The organism is Streptomyces sp. NPDC048637 (genome assembly GCF_040650675.1).
GTDB lineage: Bacteria > Actinomycetota > Actinomycetes > Streptomycetales > Streptomycetaceae > Streptomyces.
Window position 1 is genome coordinate 1 of record NZ_JBEZHQ010000019.1, and the last position, 14,414, is coordinate 14,414.

A 14,414-nucleotide genomic window follows, 5' to 3' on the forward strand; every position below is an offset into this window, starting at 1 on the left:
GCCGGACCGATCAGGCGTTGGACGACATTGTCGGGTTCTTTGTGAACACGTTGGTGTTGCGGGCGGATACGTCGGGCGATCCGTCGTTCGGTGAGCTGTTGGGCCGGGTTCGGGAAGGTGATCTGGCGGCGTTCGCCCACCAGGATCTGCCGTTCGAGCAGCTGGTGGAGAAGCTGAATCCGGACCGGAGTACCGCCCGCCACCCCCTCTTCCAGACCATGCTGGTCCTCCAGAACAACGCCGAGGGCACCCTCGATCTCCCCGGCACCACCATCACCCCCCAACCCCTCGACACCGCCCCTACCAAATTCGACCTCGACTTCACCTTCACGGAGCGGCACGGCGCCGACGGCACCCCCAGCGGTATCGACGGCCTGCTGCACTACTCGGCCGACCTGTTCGAACGTTCCTCCGCCGAGGCGCTGACCCAGCGGCTGCTGCGTCTCCTCACCCTCGCCGGCGCCGCCCCGGACACTCCCCTCGGGGCGATGGAACTGCTCTCCCCGCAGGAGCGTGTCCGCGTCCTCTCCCGGTGGAACGACACCGCCCGTCCGCTGCCGGACGACCGGCTGGTGCACGAGATCTTCGAGGAGCACGTACGGAACAGCCCCGATGCTACGGCGGTGGTCGACGCCGACGGCACCCTGACCTTCGGGGAACTGAATGCCCGTGCGAACCAGCTGGCCTGGCTGCTGATCGGCCAGGGCATCCGGCCGGAACAGCGCGTGGCGACCCTGCTCCCACGGGCCGGCGAGCACATGGTCGCGCTGCTGGCCGCGTTCAAAGCGGGCTGCTGCTATGTGCCCATGGACCCGGAGTACCCCGAGGACCGGATCGCCCTGATGCTGGCGGACGCCGAGCCGGCCTTCCTGCTGACCGACAGGGAGAACACGGCCCGGCTCCGGCCGGGGGCCGAATCCTCGCTCGAGGTTCTGGTCCTCGACGATCCGGCCATGCGCCAGAGCCTCAGCCGGTACGCGTCGGTCGACCCGCGCCGTGCGGACCGGCCCGTACCGCTGCGCCCGGACCATCTCGCCTACGTCATCTACACCTCGGGTTCGACGGGCCGGCCGAAGGGGGTGGCGGTGGAGCACCGCAACCTCAGCAACCTGTTCCACGCCCACTTCGCGGTGTTCGCGCCACAGGTGGCGGCCGCCGGGGACCACCGGTTCCGTGCACTGCTGACCGGGCCGCTGACCTTCGACTCCTCCTGGGAACCGGTCCTGTGGCTGCTGGGCGGCCATGAACTGCATCTCGTGCACGACGAGGTCCGCCGCGACCCGGAGGCGATGGTCGAGTACATCGGCGCCGCGGGCATCGACTACATGGAGATCTCGCCGACGTACTGCCGGCAGCTGATGACGGCGGGCATGCTGTCCGCAGGGCAGCCCTCGCAACCGAGCATCGTCGAGCTCGGCGGCGAGGCCGTCGACCAGGCGCTGTGGAGCGAACTCCGCGCCGCATCCGGGACCGAGGGCTTCAACAGCTACGGCCCGACGGAGTGCACGGTGTACGTCTCGTACTTCGCGGCGGCCGAACACGAGCGGCCGGCGATCGGCCGGCCCATCGGCAACAACCGTATGTACGTCCTCGACGTGGGCCTGCGGCCCCTGCCCGCCGGGGTGGTCGGCGAGCTGTATCTGGCCGGGGCGGGGACGGCCCGCGGCTACCTGGGCAGGCCGGGGCTGACGGCGCAGCGGTTCGTGGCCTGCCCGTTCGGAGAGCCGGGGGAGCGTATGTACCGGACGGGGGATCTGGCGCGCTGGCGCGCCGACGGCGTACTGGAATACGTGGGCCGCACCGACGACCAGGTGAAGATCCGCGGCTTCCGGATCGAACCCGGCGAGGTGGAGTCGGTGCTCGCCGGACACGACGCGGTCCGCCAGGTGACCGTGATCGTCCGCGAGGACCGGCCGGGGGAGCGCAAGCTGGTGGCTTATGTGGTTCCCACGGTGCAGGGCTGGGCGGACGCCCCGGAGCTACGCCGCCTCGCGACGGCGTCGCTGCCCCGCCACATGGTGCCGTCGTCGTTCGTGTTCCTGGACGCCCTGCCGCTGACCTCGCGCGGAAAGCTCGACCGGCAGATGCTGCCGGCGCCGGGTGACGGGGCGGCGGCGGAGCACCGCCGAGGTCCGCGAACCGTGCGAGAGGAGCTGTTGTGCGGGTTGTTCGCGGAGGTTCTCGGGGCGCCCGACGTGGGCATCGACGACGACTTCTTCGCCCTGGGTGGCCACTCGATGCTTGCCACCCGGCTGATCGCCCGGGTGCGTTCGGTGCTCGGCGCCGACCTGGGCATCCGGACCCTGTTCGATGCCCCCACCGTCGCCGGACTCGCCGATCGGCTCTCGCAGGACACACCCGACGACTCCCTCGCCGTCCTGCTCCCGCTCCGCTCCGTACGCCGGGCGGGCACACCGTCCCGCACACGGGGCGCCACGCCGCCTGAGCCGCTCTTCTGCGTCCACCCGGCGGCCGGAGTCAGCTGGGTGTACTCCGGACTGCTCCGCCACCTGACACCCGACCAGCCCGTGTACGGCCTCCAGGCACACGGGCTCACCGAGCCCGATGCGGCTCCGGGGAGCATGGCGGAGATGGTGGAGGCGTACCTCGCGCAGATCAGGTCGGTACAGCCGGACGGCCCCTGCTCGCTCCTCGGCTGGTCCTTCGGCGGGGTGGTTGCCCATGAGATGGCGGTACGGCTCCAGGAGGCCGGACAAAAGGTCAACTCGCTGCTACTGATGGACAGTTACCCGCCGAGCACGGCCGTCGACGGTCACGACAAGGGCCGGGTGACGCGGCGGGGACCCGGGACGGACGGGGGTGACGCGATGGACGCGGAAGTACTGCGGCAGGCCCTGTTCGACTCTCTTGGGCACCAGGCGGACGACGCGACCGGCCCGCTCGCGCTGCTCGGGGAGCAAGGCCTGGCGGCCATGGTCCGGGTGTTCGCGCGCAACAGTCGCCTGGAGAGCGGATTCGCTCCGCGCCCGTTCCGGGGTGATGTGCTGTTCTTCGAGGCCACCGAGGGCCGTGCTCCGGGCATGCAGCGGCCGCAGGCGTGGCGGCCCCACGTGACGGGCCGGATCGCCGTGACACCCGTACGTGGCGCGCACGGCGAGCTGACCCGCCCCGAGCAGCTCGCACAGATCGGCCCGGTGCTGGCCGACTGGTGTGCCAGGCGCCGGGACTGAGGCCACACCCCGCGCAGTTGATCGCGTCCCGCCCGTATCCCAGAGGTGTCCGGGCGGGACGCGATCAGTGACCGACGACGGCCCCGGCGCCCGTATGAAGCCTGAGGAGCCGGTACAGTTCGGCGGCCTTCTCCAGATGATCCGCCGCTTCCCCGTCCTCCTGCGTGGCCCGCACCGCCTGCAGGGCTTTGCCGAGAGCCTGGTGACTGCGCGCCATCAGCAGGTGTTCCTGGAAGAGTTGAGCGCCTTGAAGAGCACGCCGCGCATAATCGACGGCGGCATCGGTGTCCCCGGTCAGCAGGAGTGCCTCGGCGAGCCGGTACAGGCACTCGGTCTCGTTCCGGGCATGTCCGCTGGTCCGGGTCCGCTCCAGCACCTGCCGGTAGAGCGCGGCCGCCTCCGCGGGACGGCCGCCGAACAACAGGGTGTCCGCCTCCGTCGCCCACACCCGGATCAGCCACTTCACGTCATTGCCACAGGTCAGCAGACCGGCCAGCTCCCGGCACTGTGCGCCGATCCGGGCCAGGTCCGTCCTGCTGTCGGGGTCCTGGGCCAGGATCTGGAGCAGGAGGGTACGCCGCCGCGTGACCAGCCCCTGATCGCCGGTGACCGCCGCCATCTCCACCGACCGCTCCGCATGGGCGCGGGCCGAGGCGAAGTCGGCGCGCATCACGTCGAGTTGGGCCAGCATCGCATGGGTGAAGAGAACCGTCAGGAAGGGCCGGTTGCCATCGGCGGGTGCGGGAGAATCGCCGAAGATCTCCAGCGCCTTCAGCAGATGCGCCCGTGAACGGTCGATGCAGTCGAGCGAGGAGTGCTTCTTGAGGATCACTCCGGCCGCGTAATGAGCGGTGCCCACCACGTCCTCGTCGCAGTGCGCCACCGCGGCCCGGACCAGAGCGGTGGCCGCCGGCGCCAGCGTCCCGAGGGGCACGGTCTCCTCGAAGCAGGGCATCAGCATCAGCCCGTCCACGGCGAGCGCCACCGCCTCCGGGTCTCCGCTGCCGGCCGCCTGCTCTGCCACCGCGGCCACGGTGGGCAGCGCGCCCCGTATCCACCTCACCGCCTCCTGACCGGTCCCCACGTCCTCGCCCGCCGACCGCCGCGGTCGCAGTTCAGCGGTCAGCGGGCTGCCCAGCGGCTGGGACGCCAGGACCGCTCCGGCGACACTGGCACACATGAAGTCGGCCGCGCGACACACCACGTGGCGGCGCTCCTCCTCGGTCAGCTCCACTCGGGCCGTCGCCCGCGCGTACGCCCCGACCAGATCGTGATAGCGGTAGCGGCCCGGTGCGCGGGTCTCCAGGAGCACGGCGTCGACCAGGGCTTCCAGGACGTCCTCCGTCTCCCGCTCCGGCAGTTCGAGAACCGCGGCGGCGCCGTTCACACCGAACTCGACGCAGTGCGGAAGGGACAACTCCAGAAACGCCCGGGCCCGCTGCGGGGAGAGTTGCGCGTACGACTGCTCGAACACCGCCTCGACCGTCAGCTCGCCCACCCGCAGTTCCCCGAGCAGCCTGGCCTCGTCGGACATCCGGGACAGCAGCGTGGCGACGGGCCAGGCCGGCCGGAGTGCGAGTCGAGCGCCGATCGCCCGCAGCGCCAACGGCAGGTAGCCGCTGGCGGCGGCGAGTGCCGCGACGGCGTCCGGCTCCTCCTCGATCCGCCGGGTACCGGCGACCTTGCCGATCAGGTCCATGGAATCGTGGGGTGCGAGGCCCTTCAGCGACACCTTGACGGCGGCCGGCAGCGCCGCCAGGGCGCGGGCGGTGACCAATACCGCGCACTGGTCGGCGCCGGGCAGCAGCGGTTCCACCTGGGCGACGCTGGAGGCGTTGTCCAGCACTACCAGCACGGCACGGTCCGACAGCAGGGTGCGGAACAGCGCCGCGCGGTTGCTCACCGAAGCGGGGAGGCGGTCGTGCGGCACGCCCAGCGCGGTCAGGAAACCGGCCAGAACTTCGGCCGGGTCACCAGGAGATCCGCACGGTGTGCGCAGTTCGGCGTACAGCTGGCCATCGGGGAAGGCCCCCATGACCGCATGCCCGGTGCGCAGTGCCAGTGAGGTTTTGCCGATACCGCCCATCCCGGTGATGACCGCGACGGGGTGCGGGGTATTCCCGCTGAGCGCGGCGACCAGCGTGCAGACCTCGTCGTGCCGCCCGGTGAAGTCGCACGGTACGGCCGGCAACTGGGCAGGCACCCCCAGCGCCGGGACGGCCCGCCGTACCGGCACGTCGGCCGGGGCGGCAGCGACCCTCGCCGTATCAGGAACCGCCAAGAGAGTCCGGTCACCCGCCAAAACCGCGGCGTGCAGCTCGTCGAGGGCAGGGCCCGTATCGATGCCCAGCTCGTCCGCGAGTACCTGGCGGGCGCGATCGTAGGCCAGCAGCGCATCGGCGCTCCGCCCTGACCGGTACAGGGCCAGCATCAGCGCACCGTGCAGCCGCTCCCGGTACGGATAGGCCTCCAGAGCACGCAGGATCTCCGGCACCACCTCCTCATGGCGCCCGCACGCCAGCGACAGCTCCAGGTGGTGCTCTGTCGCCGAGGCCCGCTGTTCGGCCAGTGCCCGGCGCTGTTCCTGTGCGTAGGGTCCGGGAAGCCCGGCCAGCGCCGGGCCCTGCCACATACCGAGCGCCCCCTGCAGGACGGATGAGGCGTATGCGGGATCGCCGTCTGCGGCCTCGCGCCTGGCCTGCAGGGCGAGTTGGCCGAAGCGCAGAGCGTCGATACGCTCGGCCGGCAGCCGCAGGACATAGCCGTCCGCCATGGTCCCGATGACGGTGGCTCCACCGTCTCCACCTGCTTGGGCGCCGCCCTCCCCGCCCGCGGTGTGCGCGCGGTCGAGGTATGTCCGCAGCCGATGGACATAGTTCACGATCACTCGGCGGGCGGAGACAGGCGGATCTTCGTCGTACAGACCGTCCACCAGCTGGTCGATCGTCACCAGGGTCCCCGCACGGAGTGCCAGCGCCGCCAGCACGGCCTGCGGCCCCGGCGCTCCGGGCCGTCCGGCCGTTCCGTGAGCCGAAACATATTCGACAGGACCGAGCAGCCGGAGATGGGCCACTCCGTGCAGTGCGGATAAGTATGACATTGCTCCTGTATACCAACTAACCGGTAAAAAACTTGTGTTGGCATACCAGCGCTCACGAGTACGGCCAATTGCCTACCGGAATACCGATCTTCGGCGGTGGCGGTGGCGGTGGCGGTGGCGCCGGCCAGGGCGGTGGCGCTGATGCGGGATGTGCGCATGCTGAGGTCCCCCGTGTGATCGTGCGGGGCGTGCGGAGTCGCTTTCCTGCTGTGAGACCAGCCTGGCCGGACCCGCTGGCGATTGGCTTACGCGCGGCTGATGTCTCGCTAACGACCGGGCCCGGGACGTTGCGGACTCAGCCAGTCGATGGAGCCCGTCGGCTTTGATGACCTTGGGCTTCTTGGACACTGAAGTCGGCAGAGCGTTGGTCCGTGCATGGTCCGGATCTTGCCTTCAGCTAACCGCATGCTGGGGGTAGGTAACTCGCGTTCAAAGATCTGGATGCTTCGTCGCCACCTGGTAGTACCCCGAGTGGAACACCAGAGGGGTGCCGCCGTCGGCCTCGTACTGTTCGACCTCGCCGAGGAAGATGATGTGGTCGCCCGCGTCGAGGCGTTGGACGGTGCGGCATTGGAAGCGGGCGACCGCGCCCTCCAGGAGGGGGGTGCCGGCGATGCCGGGGGTGGTAGGGGTACCGCGGAATTTGTCGTCGGCCGGGGTGGCGAACTGGCGGGAGAGGTGGTGCTGGTCGGCGGCCAGTATGTGGACGGCGAAGTGCGAGGCGTCGGTGAAGTCCGGGAGGCTCTGGCTGTTTTTGCCGGGGCACCACAGGACGAGGGGCGGGTTCAACGAGACGGAGGTGAAGGAGTTCGCAGTCATGCCGACGTTGCGGCCGTCGGGGGCGCGGGCCGTCACCACGGTCACTCCGGTGGCGTACTGGCCCAGCGCACGGCGCAGTTCGCGGCCGTCGAAGCGGGCGGCGTGCTGGGCGCGCTTCTCGGCGAGGAAGCGGTGCGCCTCGGCCTCCTCGAACCACCAGCGGTAGAGGGTGCGCGGGTCGTCGAATCCCGCGGCGAGCGCACCGGCGACAGAGGGGATTTCGCCCGCCGCTGTCAGGAGGTCGCGATGGTGGGGACTCAGTTCGGTCAGGAGGGAGTTGGTCCAGCCGACGGCCCATTGAGCCCAGCCGCGCCAGAAGTTGTCGAAGGTGCGCTGCATCCACTGCGGGGTGAATTCGTCGGTGCCGTGGCGGAGGATGCTGTCGAGGTAGTGGGTCGCGGCCTGGGCCGCGTTGTTCGAACCCTGGCCGGTGATGGGATCGTTGAGGACGACGGCGTCGGCCATGCCGAGGACGTGCCGGCCGGAGGCCAGGCGGGCGACGGGGTGCCGGACGGTCGGAGTGAGCCTGCCGCGCAACACACCGCCGCTGTCGGTGAGTCGGGAGTGCCGGTAGTGCTCGTATGCGTCGGGGAAGAACCGGTGGAGGATTTCCAGTGAGCGGGCGAGGTGGCCTTCAGACGTGCGGATGTCGTCCCAGCAGTCCATCGGGCCACCGGGGACTCCTTCGAAGACCATGATGTCGCAGGGGCCGGTGGTGGTGAGTGCCGGGAAGGAGAAGAATTCGCCGACGCCGGGGACCAGGCGGTAGTGGACGGCGTTCTCCCCCTCCCGCGGTGCCGTTCCCGTGACGTACGTCAGAGCCAGCGCACGGCGCGGCCGGTCGTACGGGGAGAGTTCGGAGTTGCGCGGGAAGAGTTGGCTCAGCTCGCCCTTGCCCGTGGAGACCACGACGAGATCGTGCGTACGGGCGTACCATTCGAGGTCGTTGACGCCCGCCTCGTGCAGCACGACCTCGCCGCGGCCGCCGTCCGCGAACTGCTCGATCCAGGCGGCAGACTTCACCCGCTGGTCGACGGAGTGCGCAGGGCCCTCCAGCGGCGCGCGCCAGGTGACGTCCGGAGTACCGTGCGGACCGATGAGAGAGAACGCGATGCCGGAGATGTCCGGGGCCTGGTCCTCCCAGTGATGCAGGCCGAGATCGCGCTCGCTCTGCAGCGCGGTGTCGAACATGCACTGGCTGGACATGACCGGGCCGCGACGTATCTCATCGGGGTCGCGGTCGGTGACCAAGGTGACGTCATAACCGTGCGCCTGGAGTCCCAGGGCGAGTTGGGCACCCGCCTGCCCGGCGCCGACCACCGCGATCCTTCTCATGTCCTGCTGTCCTGCTCTCGTGACGTATCTATCGCTGATTTGGCGTCCGTTTGCTGTGGTCCGCTCTTGACGGCCGTTCAGGCGCCGACCTCGGTCAGATAGTTCTTCGCGGCGACCGGGTCCATGAACCAGCGGAGCAAGTCGCGCGGGTCATCGAAGCCGTTGACGAAGCGGGCGGCGATACGGGAGTTGGCGCTCGCCGCGCCGAAGATCTCCAGGACGTGCTGCGGCGGGGCGCCGAGCATCGCGTTGGTCCAGGCCGTGGCGGACTCCGCGTTGTCCCAGAAGCGGCCGAAGGCCAGCTCCATGAATGCGGCGTCGTACGGGCGCTCGCCGTGGTCCAGGATGGTGGCGAGGTAGGAGGCCGCGCACTTCGAGGCGTTGTTGGACCCCTGGCCGGTGATCGGGTCGTTGAGGACGACGACATCGGCGAGGCCGAGCACCTGCGCGCCGGAGGGCAGCGTGGCGACGGGCTTGCGGACGGTGGGCGCGAAGCGGCCCGCGAGGGTGCCGTTCCCGTCGGTGAGCGTGATATCGGTGCAGCGCTCGGCCTCCCACGGAACGTACGTCCGCAGCAGCTCCTGGAACTTCGCCAGCTGCTGGTGGGGGGTGAGCCCGTCGAAGCAGTCGAGCGGGCCGCCCGGGATGCCCTCGAAGAACATGATGTCGCAAGGGCCGCTGGTGGTGAGGCTGGGCATGGTGAAGTACTCACCCACACCGGGGATGACGTTGAAGCTGACGCCGGGGCGGTCGGGCAGCGCTGCCATGCCGGTGACGTACGCCAGGGCCAGCGCGCGCTGCGGAGCGTCGTACGGGGAACGCATGGCGTCCCGCTCGAACAGCCCGGCGATCTCGCCCTTGCCGGCCGCGACGATGACCAGGTCGGACTCGGCGGCGTAGCGCTCCAGGTCCTCGATGCCGGCCTCGCAGAGGTCCAGACGGCCGCCGCGGCGCGCGAACTCGCCCATCCAGAGCGGCATTTTGACGCGCTGGTCGATGGAACGGGCGGTGGCATCGAGGCGGGCGTCGAAGGAGAGCGCCCGGCCACCCTGGCCGTCGGCGATGCTCACGCCGAGACCGGCAATGGACGGGCAGGCGTCGCCCCAGAAGTCGAGGCCGAGGTTGCGCTCGTGGGCCAGCGCGGTGCCGAACATGGCCTGGCTGGACATGACCCGGCCCTCGCGGATCTGGTCCCCGGTGCGGTTGGACACGAGGGTGACGTCAAAACCGTGGTTGATCAGGCCGATGCCGAGCTGGAGACCGGCCTGGCCGGCTCCGACGATGGTGATCTTGCGCATGAGGGGGATCTCCGGGGGTTGGGTGTGCGGTTTCTTGAGCGGGGCCGTGCAGTGCCGTGCGCTGTGCAGCGTTTCGGCACGTGGCGGCGTCAACGAGCGGGCGGCGGTGGTGTGGAATGCGGCTGCCCGCCGGAGGGGGGCCGGCGGGCAGCCGTGGGAGGCCGGGTCACCCGTAGGACCGGGGGATGGGCCCGGGTAACCCGGCCGGCTAAAGGGGCCCGGCCGAATCGGCGAGCCGGGGCAGCAGAGGCAAGGGTGCCGCGACGTGCGCGGGTACGGCAGAGGCGGCCCTCGCCGCGCCAGTCGCGCGTAATACGCGCAGCACGCATGCGACGGGCTGTCCACTGGGCGTGACTCCGCCTCTGACGAGCGCAGTCCGGCCCGGCACTCCCTGCATTGCTGATTCCCAGGATTTTCTCGGGGTCCGCGGTGGTCAGGGCTCAATCTTGGTATGGCAAGATCACCGTCGCTATCCGGATCACGCGGGTTGCTGTCCCGATCGCGCATCTCGGCGGTGGAGGTTTACATGCCCGCTGAAAAGTCCCCCCTCGCAAATCACCAGCGGTTCCATACAGCGGACATTTGGGAGGCACGGGCCGAGGTCGGCCGTGCCTTCTGTCCGCATGAGCTGCGCATCATGCGGCGCTCGGCGACGCTCGACGCCCGGCTGCACGGCGCACCCTTCGATCGGACAGGTCTCTATTACCTCGATTACGGAACGGAAGTCCGGATCACACCGGGCGATCTGGAGAGCTTTTTCCTCGTTCAGATCCCGCTCGCCGGTTACGCCGAAATCACCTGTGGCCGCGAGGAGATCATTTCCTCCCCAGAACTCGCTTCTGTCCCCTCTCCGACCGGAAAGTTGGACATGCGCTGGGGTGACGGCAATCCGCAGCTGATCGTGTGGTTCGACCGATCGTCACTGGAATCGCACCTGGGCAGTTTGCTCGGCCGCACCGTGCGCCGCCCGCTCTTCTTCTCGCTCGGCATGAACCTCACCACGCCGGGCTCCCGATCCTGGCTCAACATCGTCGACCTCATGCGCCGGGAGGCGGAGGGGCCTGGTGGGATGACAAGCCAGCCCCTCGTGACAAAGCAACTTGAATCACTCCTCATGACCCAGCTGCTGATGGCCCAGCCCAACAACTACACGTCGGCGCTGCTGGGCGAGCAGCCGCGCGTCGCACCGCCCGCGGTCCGCCGCGCCATGGAGGTCATCGAGGGACACGCCGCCGAGCCGCTCACGGTCGCAGAGATCGCGGAATGCGTCGGCGTCGGCGTACGGGCCCTTCAGGAAGGCTTCCGCCGGCACCTCGACACGACACCGCTCGCGTACCTGCGCGAGGTCCGCCTGGACCGCGTACGCAAGGAACTCCTGGCCTCCGACCCTGGTGCCGCGACCGTCACGGCCGTCGCCTCCCGCTGGGGCTTCCTGCACCCGGGTCGATTCTCACTCGCGTACCGCCACCAGTTCGGGGAGTCGCCTTCGGAGACGTTGCGGTCATAGGAGAAATCGATGAGGTCTTCCCGGCCCCGGGGCTGCCGGACAGCCGGTCGAGGTCGTGGCAGATGACGCATCGACTTTGACCCCGCTGCCAAGCGGTGGCGTCGCAACAGGCACCATGAAATCCGGGAGCCGGGCGAACGCCGGCTCCCTTTCGTACCGGTGCGCACTCGCCGACCTGGTGGTCACGGCGTCAAGTCGAGAAATTCCCAGTGCGCTTGGGGTTGCGCGCCGCTGAGCCATTTCCCGCAGTTCTGCAGGACCGTGGGGCTTGAGGTGATGTGCTGGGTACCGGTGCCGAGATCACGCAGAAACCGGTCGATCGGCCCGCGCCGGATCGCCGCCGTCCCCGCCCATCGGTGCACCGTCTGACCCACGTCCTGCACGGTCCACGTCGCGTGGTTGAGCGCCAGCCTGAGCAGAGTGTCCTGCTCGGTACTTGGCAACTCCCCTGCATCCAGGGTGCCTTCGATATCTCGCCATACCTCCATCGCCCACGCCCGTGCCGAACGGAGCTTGGCTTCGGCGGTCGCGTACGCCGCGTGGAACTGCGTGGTGTCGACGGCGGCGTTACGTGTGCCGGATTTGGCCGCGGCGACCAATTTCAGTTCATCGAGCAGGCGCCGCCCGACACCGAGTGCCCAACCGGTGTGTCCGATGGCGGACATGTTGACCAATCCGAGGCGGTAGATCGCGCCGCCGTTGGCCGGGTTCGTCGTCGTGGCGAGATAGGTGCACGTCGCCGGGACAAGCACATCGGCGCAGTGGTAATCAATACTGTGCGTCGCACGCAGCCCGAGCACATCCCAGTTGTCGACGAGTTCCACCTGCGACTTGGGCATCGCCAGCACCCGCAGCTCCCCGGTGCCCTCGACCTGGATCGCACTGTGGATATGGGTGGCGTGCGCCATACCGGAGGCGAACTGCCAACTGCCGCTCACCAGATAGCCACCCTCCACCGGGACGGCCCGGCCGGGCCGGGTGCCGTGCCCGGCCAACAACGCGTGGTCCCCACCCGCGACATCCGGGAACAAGTCGGCCGCCGCAACGGTATCGAGATAGGCCGCAGTGGTCCCGGTCATCAACTGCAGCGCCATCATCGTCCAACCGGCCGCGGAATCGTGGTAACTGACCCGCTCGACTGTCTCTATCAATTGGCGTGGGGAGAACTCGTAGCCGCCGAGGCTCTGCGGCAGTGCGGCCCCCACGACCCCAGCACCCAGCAACGCCCGCCCGATGTCCTCGGTGAGTCTGCCGAGTTCCTCGGCCGCTTCCGCCTCCGCCTCAAGTACCCCGCCGAGAGCGTCAATCCGCTCGAGCATCGCGGGAAATTCCGGGCTGACATGCAATCCGATCGAGACCGCCATGGATGGTTGCTCCTCGCTATCAGTATTGAGTCAGCGTCACCATAAGGGAGGAGGAGCCGCACAGTTCCTCGACCTGGCCAAGGAATTCGCGTACCGAGGCGAGGTGTTACCGCTCGATCTGCGCCGTGAGCCGCCGTTCGAGGTACGTGGCCAAACTCGGTGCCCGTGCGGTCCAGGTGGTCCAGGCCGGGGGTGTAAGCGCAGGAACTACCTCACGACCGACCCGAAGAACGTCGACCCGGTCCCCGGGTTCACCCGGGACGTGCCGGGACTCGGCCACCACGGCACGGGCAGTTTGGAGGTGCGGTTGGGGACCTGGAGGGAGCCCAGGACCTGTTCCGGCCCAGCTATGGCGCGGTGTAGCGGTGGGCGTTAGACCGCGGCGAGGAAGCCGCGGACCGCAGTCGCGAAGCAGGCCGGGTCGTTGGCGTATACGAAGTGGTCGGTCTCCAGCTCGACGAGGTGGGTGCCGGGGCGTCGGGTGACCATCTGTGCTGCCTGCTCCGCTGGCAGCACGCCGCCCCTGGCGCCACGCACCAGCAGCGCCGGGCAGGTGGAGCCGGTCCAGTCGGCCCAGTGGTCGCCGTGTACTTGGTCCTCGGAGTCGTAGATGTCCTGGGGGCGGAAGTGCAGGCCCCAGGTGCCGTCCGGCCGCTCGCGGACCGCTGACTCGAAGTGCGGTGCGAGCGGGCCGAGTTGCGCGACGAACGCCTCCCGGTCGGGGGCGCTGCCCTCCGGCAGGTTCAGGACGAACGCCAGCGGATTGCTGCCGTCCAGGCCGAGTTCGGCGCATCCCTCGGCATTGATCAGCGCGGTGACGCGCTCGGGGTGGCGGGCTGCGAACTGGTAGGCGTTGATCGCGCCGAGCGAGTGGCCGAGGAGGGCCGCCCGGTCCAGACCCAGGTGATCCATGAGGGCTTCCAGGTCGGCGAGGTAGCCCTCCCGGCTGTAGTCGGCCGCCCGGTCGGACTCGCCGTGGCCCCGCTGATCGGGGGCTACGACTCGCCACTCCGGGGCGAGACGGGCGGCGAGGTCGGCGTACGACAGGCCCTCGGACATATGCCCGTGCAGGGCGAGCAGCGGGCGGCCGGGGCCGCCGAAGTCCACGTAGGAAAGGGCGCGGCCGTCGACGGTGAGCGCGGAGCGCTTGGCGATGTCGGTGTCCATGGCTTCACCGTAGAGTAGATCTATACGCACGTACAAGACGCACGTACAAGACGCTCGTGTGAATCTCGGTGCGCCGCGCACACGCCGCCACCTATCGCGCTCGACTCGCCAAGCGCCGCGCTAATCCGCCAACTGAATTCCACATCAACCTCGTTGCGCGGAATCCGGCGGAGCTCCATCCCGTTGGAAGGCCCGCGTCGCGCGGGGATCCGCAATGCGGGCCCTCGGAACGCACCCCGAGAGTGGGGTGGCGTGTAGTCGGCGTCCCCCAGGCCGACGGCTGGGGGGTTGTTGCCGTCAGCAGCGGGTGGGGCTCTCCGCGGGTACTCTAGACCGAACGGATCGGGAAGCCAGACTGGGCCTCGATGGCGGATGCGTCGACGAAGCCGAGGGGCTGAGGGGGGCGACGACGTCGACGTCCCAGTTCGCTTCCTGGGCGGACGTGATCAGCTTGCCGACGGCGGCGGCGATTCCCGCGGCGCACACGACGATGTAGAGGGAGGGTTCTTCGCCACCGCTGGGAAGACCGCCCCACCCGCGCCCCTGACACGTACCTGGACCCCGACCCCGTACCTGGACCCTGACCCCGTACCTGTCCGAGCGAGCGCTTAGCCACCGGAGATGTCTCTCCTA

At 69.4% G+C, this 14,414-nt stretch carries 7 protein-coding genes and 2 pseudogenes; 3 read left to right on the forward strand and 6 right to left on the reverse strand.

Annotated features, from left to right (window positions below; genetic code table 11):
- Positions 1-3,191, forward strand: a 3,191-nt coding sequence (locus AB0C46_RS22935) for an amino acid adenylation domain-containing protein (protein ID WP_362829902.1), incomplete at its 5' end; no start/stop codon positions are given.
- A gap of 64 nt (positions 3,192-3,255) precedes the next feature.
- Here AB0C46_RS22935 and AB0C46_RS22940 read toward each other — a convergent pair.
- The 3 genes from AB0C46_RS22940 to AB0C46_RS22950 form a co-directional block, all read right to left on the reverse strand.
- Complete coding sequence (locus tag AB0C46_RS22940; RefSeq protein WP_362829903.1) at positions 3,256-6,291, reverse strand: BTAD domain-containing putative transcriptional regulator; 3,036 nt, start codon at positions 6,289-6,291, stop codon at positions 3,256-3,258.
- Positions 6,292-6,720: 429 nt separating this feature from the next.
- Positions 6,721-8,445, reverse strand: coding sequence for a flavin reductase (locus tag AB0C46_RS22945; RefSeq protein WP_362829904.1), 1,725 nt, complete (start codon positions 8,443-8,445; stop codon positions 6,721-6,723).
- 77 nt (positions 8,446-8,522) lie between these two features.
- A complete protein-coding gene (locus AB0C46_RS22950) occupies positions 8,523-9,743 on the reverse strand; it encodes a styrene monooxygenase/indole monooxygenase family protein (RefSeq protein WP_362829906.1) in 1,221 nt (406 codons plus the stop codon).
- Between the two features lie 514 nt (positions 9,744-10,257).
- Between AB0C46_RS22950 and AB0C46_RS22955 the strand changes: the two genes are divergently transcribed.
- The gene (locus AB0C46_RS22955) at positions 10,258-11,250 is read left to right on the forward strand and encodes an AraC family transcriptional regulator (RefSeq protein ID WP_362829908.1); all 993 of its coding nucleotides are present in this window, start codon (positions 10,258-10,260) and stop codon (positions 11,248-11,250) included.
- Positions 11,251-11,432: 182 nt separating this feature from the next.
- On the opposite strand, the gene AB0C46_RS22960 is transcribed toward AB0C46_RS22955, so the two are convergent.
- Complete coding sequence (locus AB0C46_RS22960; RefSeq protein WP_362829910.1) at positions 11,433-12,614, reverse strand: acyl-CoA dehydrogenase; 1,182 nt, start codon at positions 12,612-12,614, stop codon at positions 11,433-11,435.
- A gap of 208 nt (positions 12,615-12,822) precedes the next feature.
- On the opposite strand from AB0C46_RS22960, the pseudogene AB0C46_RS22965 reads away from it, so the two are divergent.
- Positions 12,823-12,977: pseudogene (locus AB0C46_RS22965) on the forward strand (transporter); the annotation flags it as partial.
- Positions 12,978-12,986: 9 nt separating this feature from the next.
- On the opposite strand, the gene AB0C46_RS22970 reads toward AB0C46_RS22965, so the two are convergent.
- Both AB0C46_RS22970 and AB0C46_RS22975 read right to left on the reverse strand, forming a co-directional pair.
- Complete coding sequence (locus AB0C46_RS22970) at positions 12,987-13,781, reverse strand: alpha/beta hydrolase (RefSeq protein ID WP_362829911.1); 795 nt, start codon at positions 13,779-13,781, stop codon at positions 12,987-12,989.
- A 334-nt stretch (positions 13,782-14,115) separates the two neighbouring features.
- A pseudogene (locus AB0C46_RS22975) lies at positions 14,116-14,273 on the reverse strand (flavoprotein); the annotation flags it as partial.
- Between the last annotated feature and the right edge of the window lie 141 nt (positions 14,274-14,414).